Origin of the sequence: Pseudomonas sp. AKS31, assembly GCF_023634765.1 — a bacterium.
Lineage (GTDB): Bacteria > Pseudomonadota > Gammaproteobacteria > Pseudomonadales > Pseudomonadaceae > Aquipseudomonas.
On record NZ_JAMLFX010000005.1, the window covers coordinates 260,292 to 283,136 of the forward strand.

The 22,845-nt window shown below is 59.4% G+C and carries 24 protein-coding genes; 22 read left to right on the forward strand and 2 right to left on the reverse strand.

From position 1 onward, the window contains the following. Positions 1-2: 2 nt before the first annotated feature. Positions 3-551: a glycine zipper 2TM domain-containing protein gene (locus M9827_RS16865; protein WP_007916907.1), complete on the forward strand. Its 549-nt coding sequence runs from the start codon at positions 3-5 to the stop codon at positions 549-551. 188 nt (positions 552-739) lie between these two features. Here M9827_RS16865 and suhB read toward each other — a convergent pair whose 3' ends face one another. Continuing rightward, positions 740-1,558 carry a type III secretion system regulator SuhB gene (suhB, locus tag M9827_RS16870; protein WP_016773320.1) on the reverse strand — a complete coding sequence of 273 codons (819 nt, stop codon included), beginning with the start codon at positions 1,556-1,558 and terminating at the stop codon, positions 740-742. A gap of 145 nt (positions 1,559-1,703) precedes the next feature. On the opposite strand from suhB, the gene trmJ reads away from it, so the two are divergent. The 21 genes from trmJ (at position 1,704) to M9827_RS16975 (ending at position 20,652) form a co-directional block, all read left to right on the forward strand. Continuing rightward, entirely contained in the window at positions 1,704-2,474 is a 771-nt protein-coding gene (trmJ, locus tag M9827_RS16875) for a tRNA (cytosine(32)/uridine(32)-2'-O)-methyltransferase TrmJ (RefSeq protein WP_095122505.1), read from the forward strand. Between the two features lie 3 nt (positions 2,475-2,477). Beyond that, the gene (gene cysE, locus M9827_RS16880) at positions 2,478-3,254 is read left to right on the forward strand and encodes a serine O-acetyltransferase (protein ID WP_007916901.1); all 777 of its coding nucleotides are present in this window, start codon (positions 2,478-2,480) and stop codon (positions 3,252-3,254) included. A gap of 246 nt (positions 3,255-3,500) precedes the next feature. Further along, positions 3,501-3,992 carry a Fe-S cluster assembly transcriptional regulator IscR gene (gene iscR / locus M9827_RS16885; protein ID WP_003227911.1) on the forward strand — a complete coding sequence of 164 codons (492 nt, stop codon included), beginning with the start codon at positions 3,501-3,503 and terminating at the stop codon, positions 3,990-3,992. 47 nt (positions 3,993-4,039) lie between these two features. Continuing rightward, complete coding sequence (locus M9827_RS16890; RefSeq protein WP_007916899.1) at positions 4,040-5,254, forward strand: IscS subfamily cysteine desulfurase; 1,215 nt, start codon at positions 4,040-4,042, stop codon at positions 5,252-5,254. A 101-nt stretch (positions 5,255-5,355) separates the two neighbouring features. Then, complete coding sequence (gene iscU / locus M9827_RS16895; protein WP_250606271.1) at positions 5,356-5,742, forward strand: Fe-S cluster assembly scaffold IscU; 387 nt, start codon at positions 5,356-5,358, stop codon at positions 5,740-5,742. Between the two features lie 34 nt (positions 5,743-5,776). Then, positions 5,777-6,100: an iron-sulfur cluster assembly protein IscA gene (gene iscA / locus M9827_RS16900; RefSeq protein ID WP_003227904.1), complete on the forward strand. Its 324-nt coding sequence runs from the start codon at positions 5,777-5,779 to the stop codon at positions 6,098-6,100. Positions 6,101-6,108: 8 nt separating this feature from the next. After that, positions 6,109-6,630 (forward strand): co-chaperone HscB, encoded by a 522-nt coding sequence (gene hscB / locus M9827_RS16905; protein WP_007916889.1) that lies wholly within the window; start codon positions 6,109-6,111, stop codon positions 6,628-6,630. A 51-nt stretch (positions 6,631-6,681) separates the two neighbouring features. After that, complete coding sequence (gene hscA, locus M9827_RS16910) at positions 6,682-8,547, forward strand: Fe-S protein assembly chaperone HscA (protein ID WP_250606272.1); 1,866 nt, start codon at positions 6,682-6,684, stop codon at positions 8,545-8,547. Beyond that, the gene (gene fdx / locus M9827_RS16915; protein WP_041071821.1) at positions 8,547-8,888 is read left to right on the forward strand and encodes an ISC system 2Fe-2S type ferredoxin; all 342 of its coding nucleotides are present in this window, start codon (positions 8,547-8,549) and stop codon (positions 8,886-8,888) included. The genes hscA and fdx overlap by 1 nt, the downstream gene beginning before the upstream one ends. A 14-nt stretch (positions 8,889-8,902) precedes the next feature. Beyond that, positions 8,903-9,103 carry a Fe-S cluster assembly protein IscX gene (iscX, locus tag M9827_RS16920; RefSeq protein WP_008084655.1) on the forward strand — a complete coding sequence of 67 codons (201 nt, stop codon included), beginning with the start codon at positions 8,903-8,905 and terminating at the stop codon, positions 9,101-9,103. 88 nt (positions 9,104-9,191) lie between these two features. Beyond that, a complete protein-coding gene (gene ndk / locus M9827_RS16925) occupies positions 9,192-9,617 on the forward strand; it encodes a nucleoside-diphosphate kinase (protein ID WP_250606273.1) in 426 nt (141 codons plus the stop codon). A gap of 28 nt (positions 9,618-9,645) precedes the next feature. Beyond that, positions 9,646-10,794 (forward strand): dual-specificity RNA methyltransferase RlmN, encoded by a 1,149-nt coding sequence (gene rlmN, locus M9827_RS16930; protein ID WP_025109218.1) that lies wholly within the window; start codon positions 9,646-9,648, stop codon positions 10,792-10,794. A gap of 12 nt (positions 10,795-10,806) precedes the next feature. Beyond that, positions 10,807-11,565 (forward strand): type IV pilus biogenesis/stability protein PilW, encoded by a 759-nt coding sequence (gene pilW / locus M9827_RS16935; RefSeq protein ID WP_007916880.1) that lies wholly within the window; start codon positions 10,807-10,809, stop codon positions 11,563-11,565. Further along, positions 11,565-12,635 carry a RodZ domain-containing protein gene (locus M9827_RS16940; RefSeq protein ID WP_250606274.1) on the forward strand — a complete coding sequence of 357 codons (1,071 nt, stop codon included), beginning with the start codon at positions 11,565-11,567 and terminating at the stop codon, positions 12,633-12,635. Before pilW ends, M9827_RS16940 begins: the two co-directional genes overlap by 1 nt. A gap of 3 nt (positions 12,636-12,638) precedes the next feature. After that, a complete protein-coding gene (gene ispG, locus M9827_RS16945; protein ID WP_003227888.1) occupies positions 12,639-13,748 on the forward strand; it encodes a flavodoxin-dependent (E)-4-hydroxy-3-methylbut-2-enyl-diphosphate synthase in 1,110 nt (369 codons plus the stop codon). Positions 13,749-13,784: 36 nt separating this feature from the next. Further along, the gene (gene hisS / locus M9827_RS16950; protein WP_016984369.1) at positions 13,785-15,074 is read left to right on the forward strand and encodes a histidine--tRNA ligase; all 1,290 of its coding nucleotides are present in this window, start codon (positions 13,785-13,787) and stop codon (positions 15,072-15,074) included. 41 nt (positions 15,075-15,115) lie between these two features. Beyond that, positions 15,116-15,757 carry a YfgM family protein gene (locus M9827_RS16955; protein WP_038362971.1) on the forward strand — a complete coding sequence of 214 codons (642 nt, stop codon included), beginning with the start codon at positions 15,116-15,118 and terminating at the stop codon, positions 15,755-15,757. Beyond that, positions 15,750-16,901 carry an outer membrane protein assembly factor BamB gene (gene bamB / locus M9827_RS16960; protein WP_108226539.1) on the forward strand — a complete coding sequence of 384 codons (1,152 nt, stop codon included), beginning with the start codon at positions 15,750-15,752 and terminating at the stop codon, positions 16,899-16,901. Before M9827_RS16955 ends, bamB begins: the two co-directional genes overlap by 8 nt. Before the next feature lie 139 nt (positions 16,902-17,040). Beyond that, positions 17,041-18,510, forward strand: a complete 1,470-nt coding sequence (der, locus tag M9827_RS16965) for a ribosome biogenesis GTPase Der (protein ID WP_250606275.1) — start codon at positions 17,041-17,043, stop codon at positions 18,508-18,510. Between the two features lie 214 nt (positions 18,511-18,724). Further along, positions 18,725-19,873: a pyridoxal phosphate-dependent aminotransferase gene (locus tag M9827_RS16970; protein ID WP_250606276.1), complete on the forward strand. Its 1,149-nt coding sequence runs from the start codon at positions 18,725-18,727 to the stop codon at positions 19,871-19,873. Continuing rightward, entirely contained in the window at positions 19,861-20,652 is a 792-nt protein-coding gene (locus M9827_RS16975) for an amidohydrolase (RefSeq protein ID WP_250606277.1), read from the forward strand. Before M9827_RS16970 ends, M9827_RS16975 begins: the two co-directional genes overlap by 13 nt. A gap of 144 nt (positions 20,653-20,796) precedes the next feature. On the opposite strand, the gene leuA is transcribed toward M9827_RS16975, so the two are convergent. Continuing rightward, a complete protein-coding gene (gene leuA, locus M9827_RS16980) occupies positions 20,797-22,476 on the reverse strand; it encodes a 2-isopropylmalate synthase (RefSeq protein ID WP_250606278.1) in 1,680 nt (559 codons plus the stop codon). Positions 22,477-22,845: the final 369 nt, after the last annotated feature.

The following is a 22,845-nucleotide window of genomic DNA, read 5'->3' on the forward strand; positions in this document are numbered from 1 at the left end:
ATGTGAACAAGTCGTTGCTGGTTGGTGCGGTATTGGGTGCTGTCGGTGTGACTGCCGGGGGTGCTGTTGCCACCTACAGCCTGGTTAAAAGCGGCCCTGAGTATGCGCAAGTATTGGCCGTCGAACCGGTTAAAACACAGATCAAGACTCCACGTGAAGTGTGCAAGGACGTGACAGTGACGCGTCAGGCACCGGTAAAAGATCAACACCAGATTGCCGGTACCGTTGTCGGTGCGCTGGCAGGTGGTTTGCTGGGTAATCAGATTGGCGGCGGCACCGGCAAGAAAATTGCCACGGTGGCCGGTGCGGTCGGTGGCGGTTATGCGGGCAACAAGGTGCAGGAAGGCATGCAAGAGCGTGACACCTACACCACCACGCAAACCCGTTGTAATACGGTTAATGACATCAGTGACAAGGTTGTCGGGTACGACGTGCGTTACTCGCTCGATGGCAAGGAAGGCAAAGTGCGGATGGATCGCGATCCGGGCAACCAGATTCCGGTCGACAAGGAAGGCAAGCTGATTCTGTCGCAGAATGAGCCGGCTCAGTAAGGTCCGACTGTTTTAACAAGAAGCACCCTGCGGGGTGCTTTTTTTGTGCCCGCCATTTCTGGCTGTGCCGTGATCCCTTGTGGGGGCGAGCAGGCTCGCTCCCACATGAAGATTTTGGTGATCTGAAGATCGAATTCCAGGCATAAAAAAAGCACCCCGAAGGGTGCTTTTTGCGTTTCGCGAAAAGCTTAGCGCTTCAGCGAAGCCGGCAGGTGCGGCTGGATTGCCGTCAGAACTGCCTTGAAGCATTTGGTGTTGCCGGCAACGATGTGGCCCTTTTCAAGGAAGTCGTGACCACCGGTGAAGTCGCTCACCAGGCCGCCGGCCTCTTGAATCAGCAGGGCGCCTGCAGCCATGTCCCACTCGGACAGGCCCGATTCCCAGAACGCGTCGAAACGACCGGCAGCGACGTAAGCCAGGTCCAGGCTGGCGGAACCGGCGCGGCGGATGCCGGCGGTCTGGCCAACCAGGGCGCGGAACATGCCCAGGTAGTTGTCGAGGTTGTCCATCTGGTCGTCACGGAACGGGAAGCCAGTACCCAGCAGAGCGCCGTCGAGGCTGGTGCGACCGCTGACGCGCAGACGGCGACCGTTCAGTTGAGCGCCGCGACCACGGCTGGCGGTGAATTCTTCCTGGCGAACCGGGTCCAGAACCACTGCGTGTTCCAGGCGGCCACGGTACTTACAGGCAATGCTGACAGCGAAGTGCGGAATGCCACGCAGGAAGTTGGTGGTGCCGTCCAGTGGATCGATGATCCACAGGTACTCTTCGCCTTCGATGCCGGTGCCGGCGTGCAGGCCAGTCTCTTCACCCTGGATCGAGTGATTCGGGTAAGCCTTGCGCAGGGCGTCGATGATTTTCTGTTCAGCGGCGCGATCGACCTCGGATACATAATCCTTGGCGTCTTTTTCGTCGACCTTGATGGTATCCAGGCGCTCGATGGAGCGGAAGATCAGTTCACTGGCGCTGCGGGCGGCGCGCAGCGCGATATTCAGCATGGGCTGCATGGATGTGTCACCTAAGGTTGTTAAAGAAAGCCGCGCATTCTATCAGAACTTTTCTTCAGGTGAAGGACGCTGTTCGCTTTCATAGCTTAACGGTAGGCTGTTCTGTAAGATTTGCACCCCTTTCCTGTGTCCGAGAGCGCCTCCCTTGCTGCAGAACATTCGTGTCGTCCTGGTCAATACCAGCCACCCCGGCAACATCGGCGGGGCCGCGCGCGCCATGAAAAACATGGGTCTGTCGCGATTGGTGCTGGTCGAACCGCGGGTCTTCCCGCATCACGAAGCCGACGCTCGTGCTTCCGGTGCCGGTGACATCCTTGAAAATGCGCAAGTCGTCGCCACTTTGGAAGACGCCTTGGTCGGCTGCAATCTGGTGCTTGGCACCAGCGCCCGTGACCGGCGTATTCCCTGGCCGCTGCTGGATCCGCGCGAGTGCGGCACCAAAGTGGTCGAGGAAGCCGGGCAGGGCGCTGAAATCGCCCTGGTGTTCGGTCGCGAAGATTCCGGCCTGACCAATGACGAGCTGCAGCGATGTCACTTTCACGTGCACATCCCCTCCGACCCTGAGTTCAGTTCGCTGAACCTCGGCGCGGCGGTGCAGGTGTTGAGCTACGAAGTGCGCATGGCCTGGCTGGCCGCCCAAGGTCAGCCGAGCAAGATCGAGAAAGAAGAAGTGGCTTCGGTGAAAAGTGCCGAGCTGGCGACCATGGATGAGCTGGAGCGATTCTATGAGCATCTGGAGCAGACGCTGGTCGCCATCGAATTCCTCGATCCGGAAAAGCCGCGGCACTTGATGGCGCGCCTGCGCCGGTTGTACGGACGCAGCTCGGTCAGCCGGGCGGAAATGAATATTTTGCGTGGCATCCTCACGGAAACCCAGAAAGCGGCCCGTGGTGAGCTTCTTAAGCGGAAGGACTAAATGATGTTTGAGCGTTTGCGTGAAGATATCCAGAGCGTATTCCATCGAGACCCGGCGGCGCGTAACGCTTTTGAAGTCCTGACCTGCTACCCCGGCATGCATGCGATCTGGATCCATCGATTGGCCGGCATGCTCTGGCGCAATGAGCTGAAATGGCTGGCGCGGCTGGTGTCGAATTTCGGTCGCTGGTTGACCGGGATCGAGATTCATCCGGGGGCCAAGGTCGGTCGTCGCTTCTTCATCGACCACGGCATGGGCATTGTCATCGGTGAGACCGCCGAGATTGGTGATGACGTGACCATTTATCAGGGCGTGACCCTGGGTGGCACCAGTTGGAACAAAGGCAAGCGCCACCCGACGCTGGGTGATGGTGTGGTCGTGGGCGCGGGCGCCAAGGTGCTTGGCCCGTTCACGGTCGGCGCCGGCGCCAAGGTTGGTTCCAACGCCGTGGTGACCAAAGAAGTGCCGCCGGGCGCCACTGTTGTCGGTATTCCGGGGCGCATCATCGTCAAATCCGACGAAGAGCAGGACGCCAAGCGCAAGGCCATGGCCGAGAAGATCGGTTTCGATGCCTACGGCGTCAGCGAAGACATGCCTGACCCGGTGGCGCGCGCCATTGGTCAGTTGCTCGATCACTTGCAAGCGGTGGACGGGCGGCTGGAGGGGATGTGCGGGGCTCTGAAGGATCTGGGCAGCAATTACTGTGCGAAAGATCTGCCTGAGCTGCGTGAAGAAGACTTCGCCTGCGTCAAAGGCAAAGACGAGTCCAAGGCCAGCTAACGCCCCCTGTAGGAGCTGCCGAAGGCTGCGATCCCTTGATCTTCTAAAGAGCAAAATCAAAAGATCGCAGCCTGCGGCAGCTCCTAGAAAGGCTTGCGCCAGCCGGTGTGCCATTAAGCCGCAGACCCTGCTATCATTCGCGCGCTCTTTTGCGGGTAAACCTGACTAAAGTACTAGGTCTTAAAGTTGACTTAAATACTCGGGAATTGCATACTCGCCCCATTCTGAACTCCGTGGTAACTGTCCATGCGACTGACTACAAAAGGCCGATACGCCGTGACCGCCATGCTTGACCTGGCGTTGCACGCGCAGCACGGGCCCGTGTCCCTGGCCGATATCTCCGAGCGCCAAGGCATCTCCCTGTCCTACCTCGAACAGCTGTTCGCCAAGCTGCGCCGCAGCAACCTGGTTTCCAGCGTTCGCGGCCCGGGTGGTGGCTACCAGTTGTCCCGCGACATGCAGGGCATCCAGGTCGCTCAGGTGATCGATGCGGTAAACGAATCGGTTGATGCCACCAAATGCCAGGGCCAAGGCGATTGCCATTCCGGCGACACCTGCCTGACCCATCATCTGTGGTGCGACCTGAGCCTGCAGATTCACGAATTTCTAAGTGGTATCAGCTTGGCTGATCTTGTGACTCGCCGTGAGGTGCAAGAAGTAGCCCAGCGTCAGGACCAGCGTCGTTGCAACAGCAAGGCGCCACGCCTGGACAAGATTGAAGCGTCCGCCGTCGAATGACAGCCAAAGAGCTAGCGGCACGCCAGCCCTGATTTAGGAGATAGTCCATGAAATTGCCGATTTACCTTGATTACTCTGCGACCACCCCGGTTGATCCGCGTGTTGCGCAAAAAATGAGTGAATGCCTGCTGGTCGACGGAAACTTCGGTAACCCGGCGTCCCGTTCCCACGTGTTCGGCTGGAAGGCTGAAGAGTCCGTTGAAAACGCCCGTCGTCAGGTGGCCGATCTGGTCAACGCCGACCCGCGTGAAATCGTCTGGACTTCCGGTGCCACCGAGTCCGACAACCTGGCAATCAAGGGTGCGGCACATTTCTACGGCTCCAAGGGCAAGCACCTGATCACCTCCAAGATCGAGCACAAGGCTGTCCTCGACACCATGCGCCAACTGGAGCGTGAAGGTTTCGAGGTTACTTACCTCGAGCCGACCGAAGACGGTCTGATCACCCCGGCCATGATTGAAGCTGCACTGCGCGAAGACACCATTCTGGTCTCCGTAATGCACGTGAACAACGAAATCGGCACCGTTAACGACATCGCCGCGATCGGCGAAATGCTGCGCGCCAAGGGCGTTCTGTTCCACGTCGACGCCGCTCAGTCCACTGGCAAGGTCGAAATCGACCTGCAGAAGCTGAAAGTCGACATGATGTCGTTCTCCGCCCACAAAACCTACGGCCCTAAAGGCATCGGCGCGCTGTACGTCAGCCGCAAGCCGCGTGTGCGCATCGAAGCGACCATGCACGGCGGCGGTCACGAGCGTGGCATGCGTTCCGGCACCCTGGCGACCCACCAGATCGTCGGCATGGGTGAAGCGTTCCGCGTAGCCAAGGAAGACATGGCTGCAGAGAACGTCCGTATCAAAGCCTTGAGCGACCGTTTCTACAAACAGGTCGAGCATCTGGAAGAGCTGTACGTCAACGGCAGCCTGACCGCCCGCGTTCCGCACAACCTGAACCTGAGCTTCAACTACGTTGAAGGCGAGTCGCTGATCATGGCGCTCAAGGATCTGGCGGTATCGTCCGGTTCGGCCTGCACCTCGGCATCGTTGGAGCCGTCGTACGTACTGCGCGCCCTGGGCCGCAACGACGAGCTGGCACACAGCTCGATCCGCTTCACCTTCGGCCGATTCACCACTGAAGAAGAAATCGACTACGCCGCGCAGAAAGTCTGCGAGGCCGTTACCAAGCTGCGCGCTTTGTCGCCGCTGTGGGACATGTACAAAGACGGCGTCGATATCTCGAAAATCGAGTGGGCGGCACACTAAATATAGAAGCCGCCAGATACAGATCCTGTAGCGACGCGGCGGTTTACGCAGCGCAGTTGCAGGGTCTCAAGAGCGGCCCTGATGAGTGAGGATTGAGAATCATGGCTTACAGCGACAAGGTCATCGACCACTACGAAAACCCGCGCAACGTCGGCAAGATGAACGCGGAAGATCCTGATGTCGGCACCGGCATGGTCGGCGCTCCGGCGTGCGGCGACGTGATGCGTCTGCAAATCAAGGTCAACGATCAGGGCGTTATCGAAGACGCCAAGTTCAAGACCTACGGTTGCGGTTCGGCCATCGCTTCCAGCTCCCTCGCCACCGAGTGGATGAAGGGCAAGACCCTGGACGAAGCCGAAACCATCAAGAACACCCAGCTGGCCGAAGAACTGGCCCTGCCGCCAGTGAAGATTCACTGCTCGGTACTGGCTGAAGACGCTATCAAAGCGGCTGTTCGCGATTACAAGCAGAAGAAAGGCTTGATCTGACTTTCTGGATTTGGCGACGAGTAAGGAGTCACCGATGGCTATCAGCATGACAGAAGCGGCTGCTCGACACGTGCGGCGCTCCCTCGACGGGCGCGGCAAAGGTGAAGGGATTCGTCTGGGTGTTCGCACCACAGGCTGTTCCGGCCTTGCCTACGTGCTGGAGTTTGTCGACGAGGTGGTTGCAGAGGATCAGGTGTTCGAAAGTCACGGCGAAAAAGTGATCATCGACCCGAAAAGCCTGGCCTACCTGGACGGCACCGAGCTCGATTTCGTCAAGGAAGGGTTGAACGAAGGCTTCAAGTTCAACAACCCCAACGTACGCGGTGAATGTGGCTGCGGCGAAAGCTTCAACATCTGAGGCTTGTCGTGGGTATTCCTTGTCATTTCGCTTTATTCGAGCTGCAACCGGGTTTCCGTCTGGATCTCGAGCAGTTGGCCACGCGCTATCGTGAGTTGGCGCGCGGCGTTCATCCTGACCGATTTGCCGACGCTTCCGAGCGTGAGCAGCGGTCGGCGCTTGAGCAGTCTGCGCGGCTCAACGACGCCTATCAGACGCTCAAGAGTCCGGCCCAGCGCGCACGCTACCTGCTGACCATCAGCGGGCATGAAGTGCCGATGGAAGTCACGGTCCACGACCCCGAGTTTCTTCTGCAGCAGATGCAATGGCGCGAAGAACTTGAAGACCTCCAGGACAGTGCCGACCTCGACGGCGTCGCCGTTTTCAAGCGGCGCTTGAAAGTGGCTCAGGAAGAACTCAACGAAAGTTTCGCAGCTTGCTGGGATGACGCGGCGCAACGCGAACAGGCCGAACGCCTGATGCGGCGCATGCAGTTTCTCGACAAGCTCACCTACGAAGTGCGCCAGTTAGAAGAGCGCCTCGACGATTAACCCAGTGCCGCTCCGGTCGCACGCCTGATATACAGATAAGTCCTGATCACGATGGCCCTACTGCAGATCGCCGAACCCGGCCAAAGTCCTCAACCGCACCAGCGTCGTCTGGCTGTGGGGATCGACTTGGGCACTACCAATTCGCTGGTCGCTGCGTTGCGCAGTGGTCTTTCCGAGCCGCTGGCTGACGCAAACGGGCAGGTCATCCTGCCGTCCGCCGTGCGTTACCACGCCGATCATATCGAAGTCGGCGAGTCGGCCAAGCTGGCCGCCGCTTCCGATCCTTTGAACACCGTGCTGTCGGTCAAGCGCTTGATGGGTCGTGGTCTGTCCGACGTCAAGCAATTGGGCGAACAACTGCCATACCGCTTTGTCGGTGGCGAATCGCACATGCCGTTCATCGACACCGTGCAAGGCCCGAAAAGCCCGGTCGAAGTCTCCGCCGACATCCTCAAGGTGCTGCGTCAACGCGCTGAGGCGACCTTGGGTGGCGAGCTGGTTGGCGCGGTAATTACCGTTCCGGCGTACTTCGATGATGCTCAGCGCCAAGCCACCAAGGATGCGGCGAAACTCGCCGGTTTGAACGTGCTGCGTCTGCTCAACGAGCCGACCGCAGCCGCCGTGGCTTATGGTCTGGATCAACACGCCGAAGGCCTGGTGGCGATTTATGACTTGGGCGGCGGCACCTTCGATATTTCCATTCTGCGTCTGACTGGCGGCGTTTTCGAAGTGCTGGCAACCGGCGGCGACAGCGCGCTGGGTGGCGATGACTTCGATCACGCGATTGCTGGCTGGATCATCGAGAGCGCTGGTCTGTCCGCCGATCTCGACCCGGGCGCACAACGCAATCTGCTGCAAACTGCTTGTGCGGCCAAAGAAACCCTGACCGATGCGGCCAGCGTTGAAGTGGCCTATGGCGACTGGAAGGCACAGCTGACCCGCGAAGCATTCGATGCGCTGATCGAGCCGATGGTCGCTCGTAGCCTGAAAGCCTGCCGTCGCGCCGTTCGTGACTCCGGTGTCGAGCTGGAAGACGTGCACGCCGTGGTCATGGTCGGCGGTTCGACTCGCGTTCCGCGTGTTCGCGAAGCCGTTGCCGAAGCCTTCGGTCGTCAGCCGCTGACTGAAATCGACCCGGATCAAGTGGTGGCCATCGGTGCCGCGATCCAGGCTGATACGCTGGCTGGCAACAAGCGCGATGGCGGCGAACTGTTGCTGCTCGACGTGATTCCGCTGTCCCTGGGGCTGGAAACCATGGGCGGCCTGATGGAGAAGGTGATTCCGCGCAACACCACCATCCCCGTCGCGCGTGCACAGGATTTCACCACTTATAAAGACGGCCAGTCGGCCATGGCGATCCACGTCCTGCAAGGTGAGCGCGAGCTGATCAGCGACTGCCGCTCGCTGGCGCGCTTCGAATTGCGCGGCATTCCGGCGATGGTGGCCGGTGCAGCGAAGATTCGCGTGACCTTCCAGGTCGATGCCGACGGTCTGCTAAGCGTGTCTGCCCGTGAACTGGGTTCAGGCGTTGAGGCAAGCATTCAGGTCAAACCGTCCTATGGTCTGACCGACGGCGAAATCGCCAAGATGCTGAAAGATTCGTTCCAGCACGCCAATGACGACAAAGTCGCCCGCGTCCTGCGCGAGCAGCAAGTCGATGCCCAGCGCCTGATTGAAGCGGTGCAGGGCGCTCTGGAGGCGGATGGCGAGCGTTTGCTCGACGCCGAAGAGCGCATGGTCATCGATCTGCAGTTGCAGGAACTGGCCGAACTGATGAAAGGCACTGATGGTTACGCCATCGAGCAGCAGACCAAGCGTCTGTCGCAAGTGACCGATGCTTTTGCTGCCCGCCGCATGGATCTGACGGTGAAAGCCGCTCTGTCGGGGCGCAATCTGAATGAAATCGAGGATATCTGATGCCGCAGGTCATTTTTCTGCCCCACGAGAAGTTCTGCCCGGAAGGCATGGTGGTCGAGGCTGAGCCCGGCACATCGATTCTCGAACTGGCCCACGAACACCACATCGAGATGGAAAGCGCCTGCGGCGGCGTGTGTGCTTGCACCACTTGTCACTGCATCATCCGCGAGGGTTTCGACTCGCTGGAAGAGGCTGACGAGCTGGAAGAAGACTTCCTCGATCGCGCCTGGGGCCTGGAAGCGCAATCGCGTCTGGCTTGTCAGGCAATTGTCGGTGAAGAAGATCTCACCGTCGAAATTCCGAAATATTCGCTTAACCATGCGGCTGAAGCGCCGCACTGACTGGTAAGACTGTCATGAGCTACGGTTGGAATGATGTTCAACGTATTGCAGAAGAATTGGCCGAGGCCAAGCCGGGCGTAGATCCGTTTTCTGTCAATTTCGTCGATCTGCAGCAATGGATCAAAGAGCTGCCGGATTTCGACAACACCTCTGGTCGCGTAGGCGAGAAGGTGTTGGAAGCGGTTCAGACGCTCTGGGCTGAAGAATTGGACTGATCGTCCTCGCAGGTTAGGCAATACCCAAGAACCCGCGTATAATTCGCGGGTTTAATTTTTCGCAAATTACCGTTTCTGGAGTTACACCATGGCTGTTCAACGCACTTTCTCCATCATCAAGCCTGACGCTGTTGCAAAAAACGTCATCGGCGAAATCACCACTCGTTTCGAAAAAGCCGGCCTGCGCGTTGTAGCTTCGAAACTGAAGCAACTGTCCAAAGCTGAAGCTGAAGGCTTCTACGCTGAGCACAAAGAGCGCGGTTTCTTCGGCGACCTGGTTGCTTTCATGATCTCCGGTCCTGTTGTTGTTCAGGTTCTGGAAGGCGAAAACGCTATCGCTCTGAACCGTGAGCTGATGGGCGCTACCAACCCTAAAGAAGCTGCTGCCGGCACCATCCGCGCTGACTTCGCTGATTCCATCGACGCCAACGCTGTTCACGGTTCGGACTCCGAAGCCGCAGCTGCTCGTGAAATCTCGTACTTCTTCGCAGCTACTGAAGTAACCACTCGCTAAGCATTGGCTTAAGAGTGAAGGTGAATCCATGACTACATCGACTGTAAAAACCAACCTGCTGGGTCTGACTCAACAGGAAATGGAAAAATTCTTCGACTCAATCGGGGAGAAGCGTTTCCGTGCCGGTCAGGTAATGAAATGGATTCACCACTTTGGCGTCGATGATTTCGACGCCATGACGAACGTCAGCAAGGCCTTGCGCGACAAGCTCAAGGCGATTGCTGAAGTCCGTGGTCCGGAAGTGGTCAGCGAGGACATCTCCAGCGACGGCACCCGTAAGTGGGTGGTGCGCGTGGCGTCCGGCAGCTGCGTCGAGACCGTGTACATTCCCCAGGGCAAACGCGGCACTCTGTGCGTTTCGTCCCAGGCAGGCTGTGCCCTGGATTGCAGTTTCTGCTCCACCGGCAAGCAAGGCTTCAATAGCAACCTCACCGCCGCCGAAGTCATCGGCCAGGTGTGGATTGCCAACAAATCTTTCGGCAGCGTCCCGGCAACCGTCGACCGTGCCATCACCAATGTGGTGATGATGGGCATGGGTGAGCCGCTGCTGAACTTCGACAACGTCGTCGCCGCCATGCACCTGATGATGGACGACCTCGGCTACGGGATCTCCAAGCGCCGCGTGACCCTGTCCACCTCGGGTGTGGTGCCGATGATCGATGAGCTGGCCAAGCACATTGACGTATCCCTGGCGTTGTCGCTGCACGCACCGAATGACGCATTGCGTAACCAATTGGTGCCGATCAACAAGAAGTATCCGCTTAAGATGCTGCTCGAGTCGTGCCAGCGCTACATGTCCGCCCTTGGCGAGAAACGTGTGCTGACCATCGAGTACACCTTGCTCAAGGACATCAACGACAAGGTCGAGCACGCGGTGGAAATGATCGCGCTGTTGAAAGATATCCCGTGCAAGATCAACCTGATTCCGTTCAACCCGTTCCCGCATTCCGGGTACGAGCGGCCAAGCAACAACGCGATCCGTCGTTTCCAGGATCAGTTGCATCAGGCCGGTTTCAACGTCACTGTCCGCACCACCCGTGGTGAAGACATCGACGCTGCATGTGGTCAATTGGTAGGGCAGGTGCTGGATCGCACCCGTCGCAGCGAACGTTACATCGCCGTGCGCGAGTTGAGCGCCGACAGCGATCTGGCACAGAACGCCGCGAACACAAATTAAGAGAGGATCTCTATGTCCCTGCGCTTTGCGCTGCTGTTGCTGTTGGCCAGCCTGTGTGCTGGTTGTGTCCTGTCGGGTGACTACAACCCGATGAAGACCAGCAAGGGCCGCGATGAAGCGCGGGCTGCCTACGTGCAACTGGGGCTGGGCTATTTGCAGCAGGGCATGACCGAGCGGGCCAAGGTGCCGCTGAAAAAGGCGCTGGAAATCGACGGTTCCGATCCTGACGCCAACGCTGCCCTCGGCCTGGTGTTTCAGTCCGAAATGGAGCCTGAGCTGGCCGACGAACACTTCCGCAAGGCTTTGTCCTCCCGTCCCGCCGATGCGCGCATCCTCAACAACTACGGCAGTTTTCTCTACGAACAACAGCGTTATAAAGAAGCCTACGAGCGTTTTGAACAGGCCGCCGCCGATACCCTGTATCCTGAGCGTTCGCGTGTGTTCGAAAACCTCGGCATGACGGCGGCAAAACTCGGTCAGCGTGATCTGGCGCAGCAGCAACTGGAAAAGGCGCTGCGTTTGAACCGCCAACAGCCCCGCGCATTGCTGGAAATGGCTGAGTTGTCCTTCGAAGACAGGCATTATGTGCCCGCGCGAGATTATTACGACCGATTCAGCCTGCTGACCGAACAAAATGCACGTAGTCTATTGCTCGGCGTTCGGCTGGCAAAAGTGTTTGAAGATCGCGACAAGGCCGCCAGTTATGGCCTGCAATTAAAACGACTCTATCCCGGTACGCCGGAATATCAGCAATACCTGTCGGAGCAATGATGAAAGCGGCGCATCCCGAAGTTGTAGCAGCGAATCGCGTTAACCCCGGTGAGACCCTGCGCCAGGCCCGCGAAAGCAATGGCTGGTCGCTGGCCGAAGTGGCCCTCAAGCTCAACCTCACCGTGACTTCCCTGAGCAATCTTGAAGCCGGCGCTTTCGACAAGCTGCCGGGGCATACCTTCGCTCGCGGTTACATTCGCGCCTATGCCAAATTGCTCGGCATGGACCAGACCGTGCTGGTTCAGCAATTCGACCAGTCCACCGGCACCGATTCCCAGGGCAGCAACGTGCATGCCCTCGGCCGTATCGAAGAGCCTGTGCGGGTCTCTCACACCATTTTGCGTATTGTCAGCCTGCTGTTGCTGATCGCGGTCATCGGCGGCGGTTTCGTCTGGTGGCAGGATCAGACGTCGCAGCGCACCAAGGACCTGACGTCTCTGGCGCCTGAGCACGTTGAAGTCGAAGGTGCTGACGGCACCACCCAGATTCACCCGATCGACGAGCCGGAAGACCAGGCTGTCGAGGAAAACCAGGCCGACAGTTCGACGGCACTGGCGCTGCCTCAGTCTGCAACCACCGCTGAGTCCACCGGTGCCGAAGCTGCCGCGCCAGCGACTGCTCCGGCAGCACCGGCAGCACCGGCAGCACCGGTTGCTCTGGGTGCTCCGGGTGCAACGCCGACCGCCCCGGTTCATACGTCAGCGCCGGTTGTCGCTACTCCGGCCACCCCGGCGCCAAACGTTCCAGCCACGCCAGCCCCGACCGTTACCGCTCCGGTAGTACCTGCAACGCCCGCGCCAACCGCTGAAGCGGCTGCTCCTGTTGCTGGCGACGGTCAGGTACAACTGCAGTTCAGCGCCGACTGCTGGGCACAGGTCACCGATGGCCGTGGCAAAGTATTGTTCAGTGGTCTGAAGCACAAAGGCGATAGCGTCTCTGTTTCCGGTAAGCCACCGCTTGCCGTGCGTCTGGGTGTTGCCCGTGCCGCACAGGTCAGCTACAACGGCCAGCCGGTCGATATCGCTCCGTTCACCAGTGGCGAGACTGCTCGCCTGAAGTTGGGTCAATAAGTCATGCACGGCGAATCTCCAATCAAACGTCGCGTTTCGCGCAAGATCTGGGTCGGTAATGTGCCGGTGGGTGGCGATGCGCCTATCGCTGTGCAGAGCATGACCAACAGCGACACCAATGACGTTGCCGCCACTGTTGCGCAGATCAACCGTCTGGAAGCCGCTGGCGTCGACATCGTCCGCGTTTCGGTGCCGGACATGGACGCCGCCGAGGCGTTCGGCAAGATCAAGCAATTGGTCAAGGTGCCGCTGGTTGCCGACATTCACTTCGACTACAAGATCGCCTTGCGCGTCGCCGAGCTGGGTGTCGATTGCCTGCGCATCAACCCGGGCAACATCGGTCGTGAAGACCGGGTTCGCGCTGTCGTTGATGCTGCCCGTGATCGCGGCATTCCGATCCGCATCGGCGTCAACGCCGGTTCCCTGGAAAAAGACCTGCAAAAGAAATACGGCGAGCCGACCCCGGCCGCACTGGTCGAATCCGCTCTGCGTCACGTTGAACACCTGGAGCGCCTGAATTTCCAGGACTTCAAGGTCAGCGTGAAGGCCTCTGACGTGTTCATGGCCGTCGAAGCCTACCGCTTGCTGGCGAAAGAAATCGTCCAGCCGCTGCACCTGGGCATCACCGAAGCCGGTGGATTGCGTTCGGGCACAGTGAAATCCGCCGTGGGCCTAGGTATGCTGCTCGCCGAGGGGATTGGCGATACCATTCGCATCTCGCTGGCGGCCGACCCGGTCGAGGAAGTGAAGGTCGGTTACGACATTCTCAAGTCTTTGCATCTGCGTTCCCGTGGCATCAACTTCATCGCCTGCCCGAGCTGCTCGCGGCAGAACTTCGATGTGGTGAAAACCATGAACGAGCTGGAAGGGCGTCTTGAAGACCTGCTGGTGCCGCTGGATGTCGCGGTGATCGGTTGTGTGGTCAACGGCCCCGGCGAAGCCAAGGAAGCCCATATCGGCTTGACCGGCGGTACGCCAAACCTGATTTACATCGACGGCAAGCCGTCGCAGAAACTGACGAATGACAATCTGGTGGACGAGCTGGAAAAGCTGATCCGCCAGAAAGCGGCCGAAAAGGTCGAAGCCGACGCAGCAGTTATCGCGCGCGGCTGAGCCTGACTGAACGCCGAACGAATTTAAGGATTTATAGTGAGCAAGTCTCTGCAAGCCATTCGTGGCATGAACGACATCCTGCCCGAGCAGACCCCGCTGTGGCGATATTTCGAGGGCACCGTTGCGCGGCTGCTGGATAACTACGGTTACAAGCAGATCCGTATGCCGATCGTTGAATTCACCGAGCTGTTCAAACGCTCGATCGGTGAAGTGACCGACATCGTCGAAAAAGAGATGTACACCTTCGAAGACCGCAACGGCGACTCCCTGACCCTGCGTCCGGAAGGCACCGCAGCGTGCGTGCGTGCTGTGCTCGAACACGGCATCACCGGCGGTGGCCAGGTGCAGAAACTCTGGTACATCGGCCCGATGTTCCGCCACGAGCGTCCGCAGAAAGGCCGTTATCGCCAGTTCCACCAGATCGGTCTGGAAGTCTTCAACCTCGACGGTCCGGACATCGACGCCGAGCTGATCACCATGACCTGGCGCCTGTGGGGCGAGCTGGGCATTCGTGATGCGGTCAAGCTCGAACTCAACAGCCTCGGTACCAGCGAGTCCCGTGGTCGCTATCGTGAAGCGCTGGTCGAGTACCTCTCGGCGCACCACGACAAACTCGACGAAGACAGCCAGCGTCGCCTGAAAACCAACCCGCTGCGCGTGCTCGACACGAAAAATGCCGACACCCAAGCGGTGCTGGTCGATGCGCCGAAAATGGCCGATTACCTCGATGACGAATCCCGTGCCCACTTCGAAGGCCTGAAGGCCCGTCTGGATGCCGTCGGCATTCCTTACGTGCTCAACCCGAAACTGGTACGTGGCCTCGATTACTACAGCAAAACCGTATTCGAATGGGTCACCGACAAGCTCGGCGCTCAGGGCACTGTCTGCGCGGGCGGCCGATACGACGGTCTGGTCGAGCAGATGGGCGGCAAGCCGACCACTGGTGTGGGTTTCGCCATGGGCATCGAACGTCTGGTGTTGATGCTCGAAACCCTGGAGCAGATCCCGGAAGAAATCTCCCGTCAGGTTGATGTCTATCTGTGCGCCTTCGGCGAAGAAGCCGAGTTGGCCGGTCTGGCCCTGGCTGAACGTGTTCGCGATCAACTTCCAAACCTGCGCCTGCAAGTCAATGCCGGCGCCGGCAGCTTCAAAAGCCAGTTCAAGAAGGCCGACAAGAGCGGTGCGCTGTACGCACTGATCCTCGGCGACGACGAAATGGCCCAGCAAGTGGTAGGTTTCAAACCCCTGCGTGGCCAGGGCGAACAACAAAGCATTGCCTGGGACGCGCTCGCCGCTCACCTGGCCACCTGCGTCGTGCAGGGTTGAAGCTGTCCAAACAGCCGATTTAGCGATTAAGGAGTATTGGGGTGTCGAGTACCGAAGACGAACAGTTGGCGGATTTGAAGGACTGGTGGACACGCAACGGCAAACCTCTGGTCACCGGCGGCCTGTTGGCGCTGGTCATCGTGTTCGGCTGGCAGGCATATCACAAATACCAGAGCAACCAGTCGCAAGGCGCCTCGGTGCTCTATCAGCAACTGCTGGAAACCACGCTGACGCCTGACGGCAAGCCTGATGCGGCCCGCGTTGCGGATCTGGCCGGCAAGCTCAACAGCGAGTTCGGCGGTTCTGCCTACGCGCAGTACGGCAGCCTGTTCGTGGCCAAAGTGGCGGTCGACAGCGGCAAGCTGGATGACGCCGCGACCGAACTCAAAGCCATTGTCGACAAACCGGCCAACCCGGCGCTGGGCGAAATCGCCCGTCAGCGTCTGGCGCAGGTGCTCGGCGCGCAGAACAAGGCTGAAGATGCCCTGAAACTGCTCGACGGCGATGCCGACAAAGCGTTCCTGGCCACTCGCGAAGAACTCAAGGGCGACCTGCTGGTGCAGCTGGGCCGTACCGATGACGCAAACAAGGCGTATCAAAAAGCCAAGGCGGCACTGTCGGATGAAGCGGCGGTCGGTGGCCTTCAAATCAAGCTCGACGACCTGGCCAAAGGGGATGCGTGACGTGATCCGTTGGAAGCATGCAGCATTGCTGGCTCTGGCCCTTCTGGCCGCGGGTTGCAGCAGCAACAGCAAGAAAGAATTGCCACCGGCTGAACTGACCGACTTCAAAGAAGAAGTGGTTCTGCACAAGCAGTGGAGTCGTTCGATCGGTGACGGTCAGGGCGAAACCTACAACATGCTCGTACCGGCGATCGACGGTGACACCATCTACGCCGCTGATGTGACCGGCGTGGTAATGGCCATGGATCGCAGCAATGGCGACGTGAAGTGGAAGCAGGATCTTGATCTGCCTGTCTCCGGCGCTGTTGGCGTGGGTTACGGTCTGGTTCTGATCGGTACGCTGCGTGGCGAAGTCGTCGCTCTGGACACCAGCAATGGTGAAGAGAAGTGGCGTGCTCGTGTAAACAGCGAAGTTCTCGCGCCGCCGGCCAACAACGGTGACGTGGTAGTGGTACAGACTCAGGACGATCGTCTGATCGGTCTGGATGCTTCCACCGGTACCCAGCGCTGGGTGTATGACAGCACGCCAGCCGTACTGACCCTGCGTGGCACCAGTGCTCCGCTCGTGACCAACCGCCTCGCGGTGGCTGGCCTGTCGACCGGTAAAGTGGTCGCTCTGGATATTTCCAACGGCGTGCCGGTGTGGGAACAACGGATTGCGATCCCGCAAGGCCGTTCGGAACTGGAGCGCGTGGTGGACATCGACGGCGGTCTGCTGTTGTCCGGCGGGACGCTGTACGTCGCCAGCTACCAGGGTCGCGTTGCGGCACTGGATCTGGAAAGCGGTCGTCAACTCTGGCAGCGCGATGCGTCGAGCTACGCCGGTATTGCTCAGGGTTTCGGCAGCGTTTACGTGAGCCTGTCCTCGGGCACTGTTGAAGGCGTCGACGAGCGTTCCACCACAGCACTGTGGAGCAACGACTCGCTGGCTCGCCGTCAACTGTCGGCTCCGGAAGTGTTCTCCAGCTATGTTGCAGTGGGTGACCTGGAAGGTTATCTGCACCTGCTGAGTCAGGTTGACGGTCGTTTCGTCGGCCGTGAGCGCATCGACAGCGACGGCCTGCGTGCCCGTCCGCTGGTGGTGGGTGACACGATTTATGTCTATGGCAACAGCGGCAAACTGGAAGCCCTGACCATCAAGTAACAACTATGCTTGGGGATAACACCCCAGGCAGCTTCACTTGTGGAAGTGGACCTGTTCACTTCCGCAGTGTTGCCCCGAGCACCAGCCGCTGCCTCGCAGCGGCTTTTGTATTTTCTGAAATAACGAAGTGGAGAGCCGCATGGTTCCCGTAATCGCCCTGGTGGGCCGACCGAACGTCGGCAAGTCCACCTTGTTCAACCGCCTGACCAGGACTCGTGACGCCATCGTCGGCGACTTGTCCGGTCTGACCCGTGATCGCCAGTACGGTGAGGCCAAGTGGCAAGGGCGTTCCTACATTCTGGTCGACACCGGCGGTATCTCCGGTGACGAGCATGGTATGGACGAAAAAATGGCTGAGCAGTCGCTGCTGGCCATTGAAGAAGCGGATGTTGTGCTGTTCCTGGTAGATGCCAAGGCCGGTTTCACCGCCGCCGACCAGATGATCGCCGAACACCTGCGCAAGCGTAACAAGCGTTCTCACGTGGTCGCCAACAAGGTCGACAACATCGACCCGGAAATGGCCCGCGCTGAATTCGCTCCGCTGGGCATGGGCCACGCGATCCCGATCGCCGGTGCCCACGGTCGCGGTATCACCCAGTTGCTGGAAATCGCCCTGGGTGATTTCCCCAGAGACGAAGAAGAGCCGGAAGAAGGCGAGGAAGAGATCGTTGCCGAAGGCGAGGAAGCCAAGCGCATTCCTGGCCCGAGCGAAAAAGACGGGATCAAGATCGCCATCATCGGCCGTCCGAACGTCGGCAAGTCGACCCTGGTCAACCGCATGCTCGGTGAAGATCGGGTTATCGTCTATGACCAGCCCGGCACCACCCGCGACAGTATCTACATCCCGTTCGAGCGGAATGAAGAGAAGTACACGCTGATCGACACCGCCGGTGTGCGCAAGCGCGGCAAGATCCACGAAGAAGTCGAAAAATTCTCCGTGGTCAAAACCCTGCAGGCGATCAAAGACGCCAACGTGGTGATCTTCGTGATGGACGCCCGCGAAGGCGTGGTCGATCACGACCTCAACCTGCTGGGCTTCGCGATCGAATCCGGTCGTGCACTGGTGATCGCGATCAACAAGTGGGACGGCATGACGCCGAGCGAGCGCGACTTCGTCAAGGTCGAGCTGCAACGTCGGCTGTTCTTCGTTGACTACGCCGACATCCACTTCATCTCGGCCCTGCACGGCACTGGCGTGGGTAACCTCTACGCGTCCGTACAGAACTCGTTCAAATCGGCGGTCACCCGCTGGCCGACCAACCGTCTGACCCAGATTCTGGAAGATGCGGTGGGCGAGCACGCGCCACCGATGGTCAACAACCGCCGGATCAAGCTGCGTTACGCTCACTTGGGTGGTGCGAACCCGCCGATCATCGTGATCCACGGTAACCAGATCGAGAAAGTGCCGAAGTCGTACGTGCGCTATCTGGAAAACACTTACCGTCGTGTGCTGAAGCTGGTCGGTACGCCGATCCGCATCGAGTTCAAGGGCGGCGAGAACCCGTACGAAGGCAACAAGAACACGCTGACCGACCGCCAGGTCAACAAGAAGCGTCGCTTGATGTCGCACAACAAGAAAGCCAGCAAGAAGCGCCGCGACAAGAAGTGATTTATCACTTCGTGTAGGAGCTGCCGCAGGCTGCGATCTTTTGATTTTGCTTCAAAGACAAGATCAAAGGATCGCAGCCTTCGGCAGCTCCTACATGGGTTCGGCGATAAGAAGGGCGCTCACCAGAGCGCCCTTTTTTTATGGGCGCCGGATGGGCTATCCTCGGGCTCTCCCGCGCCGTCGTCAGAGCCGGGTGTTGAGCAGGGAACCCCCGATGATCACCAGTAAGCTGCCGAATGTCGGCATCACTATTTTCACGCAGATGTCTCAGCTCGCGGCGCAAACCGGAGCGATCAACCTGTCCCAGGGTTTTCCTGACTTCGACGGCCCACAGTCCCTGCGTGACGCGGTCGCTCGGCACATCGCCAGTGGTCATAACCAGTATTCACCGATGACCGGCCTGCCGGCCTTGCGCGAGCAGATTGCGGCGAAAATCGCTCGTAGTTACGGCGTCAACGTCGATGCTGATAACGAAGTGACCGTAACCCCGGGCGCAACCCAGGCGATCTTCTGTGCGATTCAGGCGGTTATCCACAGCGGCGACGAAGTCATCGTGTTTGATCCGTGCTACGACAGCTACGAACCGGCGACGGAGTTGGCGGGCGGTCGTTGCGTGCATGTGCAGCTGAACCCGGACGACTTCTCCATCGATTTCGACCAGCTCGCCGCGGCCCTGAGCCCGCGCACGAAAATGATCGTCATCAACACCCCGCACAACCCGAGCGGCGCGCTGATCAGTCGTGCCGAGCTTGATCAACTGGCAGAGTTGATCCGTGGTCGCGACATCTACCTGATCAGCGACGAAGTCTACGAACACCTGGTATTCGACGGCGTGCCGCATGTCAGCGTGCTGGCCCATGAAGAGCTGTATCAGCGCGCCTTCGTGGTCAGCTCGTTCGGCAAGACCTATCACGTCACCGGCTGGAAAACCGGTTACGTCGTCGCGCCCCCCGCGCTGACTACCGAACTGCGCAAGGTGCACCAGTACGTCAGTTTCTGCGGCGTCACGCCGTTGCAGTACGCGCTGGCCGATTACATGGTCGAGCACCCGGAACACGTCGAAGAACTGCCGGGGTTCTATCAGGCCAAGCGCGATCTGTTCTGCGATCTGCTGGCGCCGTCGCGCTTCAGTTTTACCCGGGTCACCGGCACCTATTTCCAACTGGTCGATTACTCGCAGATTCGCCCTGATCTCAATGACGTCGAGATGGCCATGTGGATGACCCGCGAACACGGCGTGGCGAGTATCCCGGTGTCGGTGTTCTACCAGAACCCACCGCAAGGCCAGCGCCTGGTGCGCCTGTGCTTTGCCAAACGCGAGGAGACGCTGCGCGAAGCAGCGGCAAAACTATGCGTGATTTGAGTGCGTTGCCCGATCTGAATCTTGCGCTGATCCAGACCAGCCTGGCCTGGCATGACCGCCAGGCCAACTTTGAGCATTTCGAGGTGTTGCTGGAGCAGGCCCAGGGGGCGGATTTAATCATCCTGCCGGAAATGTTCACCACCGGATTCTCCATGGAGTCCGAAACCCTCGCCGAAGCCGAGAATGGCCCGACCAGCAAATGGTTGCGGGTTCAGGCGGCGAAGCTCAATGCAGTGATTACCGGCAGCGTGATCATTCAGGCCGCCGACGGCAGCCATCGCAACCGCCTGCTGTGGGCGCGGCCGGACGGCGAAGTGCTGCATTACGACAAGCGTCACCTGTTCCGCATGGCCGGTGAGCACAACCACTACACACCCGGCGAGCGTCAGGTGCAGTTCGAACTCAAGGGCTGGCGGATTCGCCCGCTGATCTGCTACGACCTGCGTTTCCCCGTGTGGAGCCGCGATGCCCAGGACACCGATCTGCTGCTGTACACCGCCAACTGGCCGGGTGCGCGGCGTCTGCACTGGAATCGCCTGTTGCCGGCACGCGCTATCGAAAACCTTTGCTATGTGGCGGCGGTGAATCGCGTCGGCACCGATGGCAAGGGCTTCGCTTACACCGGTGACAGTCAGGTGCTGGATTTCCAGGGTGAAACCTTGCTGGCGGCGGGGGAGGCGGACGGCGTGTTCAAGGTGGTTCTGGAAGCCGCACCATTGGCGGCTTATCGTGAACGCTTTCCAGCGAATCTGGATGCCGACACATTTGAGTTCACCTGAAAAGCAAAAGATCGCAGCCTTCGGCAGCTCCTACATGGCGTACGACATCACAATGTAGGAGCTGCCGAAGGCTGCGATCTTTTGATCTTCAACAAAAAGGCCCCGGAGTTCGCACTCCGGGGCCTTTTGCATTTCAGCGATCGATTACGCCGCTTTCGCCTCAGGCTGGCTCAGCGAGCGGTTCAGCGCGCTGAACAGCGCCTTGAAGCTGGCAGTGGTGATGTTTTCATCGATGCCCACACCGTGTACCGCACGTTCGCCGTTCACCCGCAGTTCGATGTAAGCCGCTGCTTTGGCGTTGGTGCCCGCGCCGATCGCGTGTTCGTTGTAGTCCATGATCTCCACCGGAATCGGCAGGCCGGCGACCAGTGCTTCCAGCGCACCGTTGCCCTTGCCACGCCAGTGCAGGTTGGTTTCGCCCTGACCTTTGCTCGCCACTTCCACTTCGACGGCGCTGTTGCCGTTTTCTTCCTGCAGGCGATGGCTGACCAGCGCATACGGGGTGTTGGCTTGCAGGTATTCGCTGATCAACAGTGAGTGGATCTGCTTGGCGGTCATCTCCAGACCCAAACGGTCGGTCTCACGCTGCACGACCTGGCTGAATTCGATCTGCATGCGACGTGGCAGGCTGATGCCGTATTCCTGCTCCAGCAAGTAAGCGATGCCGCCCTTGCCCGACTGGCTGTTGACGCGAATCACCGCCTCGTAGCTGCGACCGATATCGGCCGGGTCGATCGGCAAGTACGGCACTTCCCACAGGGTGTCCGGTTTCTGCTGGGAGAAGCCCTTGCGGATCGCATCCTGGTGCGAGCCGGAGAACGCGGTGTGCACCAGGTCGCCAACGTACGGGTGACGCGGGTGAACCTGAATCTGGTTGCACTCCTCGACCACTTTGCGCACGCCGTCGATGTCGGAGAAGTCCAGCTGCGGGTCGAGACCCTGGGTGTACATGTTCAGTGCGACGGTGACGAGGTCGACGTTACCGGTACGCTCGCCGTTGCCGAACAGGCAGCCTTCGACGCGATCCGCGCCGGCCATCAGGCCCAGCTCGGTAGCGGCGACGCCGGTACCACGGTCGTTGTGGGTGTGCAGGCTGATGATCACGCTGTCACGACGGTTGATGTTGCGCCCGAACCACTCGATCTGGTCGGCGTAGACGTTCGGCGTCGCGCATTCAACGGTGGCGGGCAGGTTGAGGATCATCTTGTGCTCAGGCGTCGGGTTCCACACCTCGATCACCGCGTCACAGACTTCCTTGGCGAATTCCAGTTCGGTGGCGCTGAAGGTTTCCGGCGAGTATTCGAAGGTCCACTCGGTGTCTGGCTGCATCGCTGCGTACTTGACGAACAGCTTGGCGGCGTTGACCGCGATGGCCTTGATGCCGTCCTTGTCCTGGTTGAAGACAATGCGACGGAAAGAAGGCGAAGTGGCGTTGTACAGGTGAACGATGGCTTTCTTCGCTCCGCGCAGGGATTCGAAGGTGCGCTCGATCAAGTCTTCACGGCCCTGGGTCAGCACCTGAATGGTGGTGTCGTCCGGGATGTGGCCTTCTTCGATCAGCGTACGCACGAAGTCGAAGTCGGTTTGCGAAGCAGCCGGGAACGACGCTTCGATTTCCTTCACGCCCACCTGCACCAGGGTCTTCCAGAAGCGCAGCTTTTTCGCCGCGTCCATCGGCTCGATCAGCGACTGGTTGCCGTCACGCAGGTCGGAGCTGCACCAGATCGGCGCGGCGTCGATGGTTTTCGACGGCCAGGTACGATCCGGCAGGTTGATGACGGGAAACGCGCGGTATTTCGAAGACGGATCTTTGAGCATGCTCATCGGGAAATTCCTTATTGTCTGGGCCGAAAAGAGGCGGCCTGCCGGTGTTACGAATGTTCTTGGAAAAGCGTGGGACGAGGCGCAGCGATTCAGCCTGGCAGTCGTGCGCTGACGAGGCACAGGCTGCGGTGCTGGCGAAGCTGAATGAGGGTGTGAGAGGTTTTCATGCCTTCAACCCTAACCGCGAGGGGAGAGGATGGCAAGCAGTCGGAAAAAATTGAGAGGAATACTCGGAAAGCGGGTTTTTGCGGGATTTTATTGCGCTGGAGATCGCTGATCGTTGTGATGTTTGCGCAAGGTTTGATTGGGGCGCAATCGAGGTTTATAGCAATTCAGTAAGTATTGATGTGCTGTACAGGCCGCCTTCGC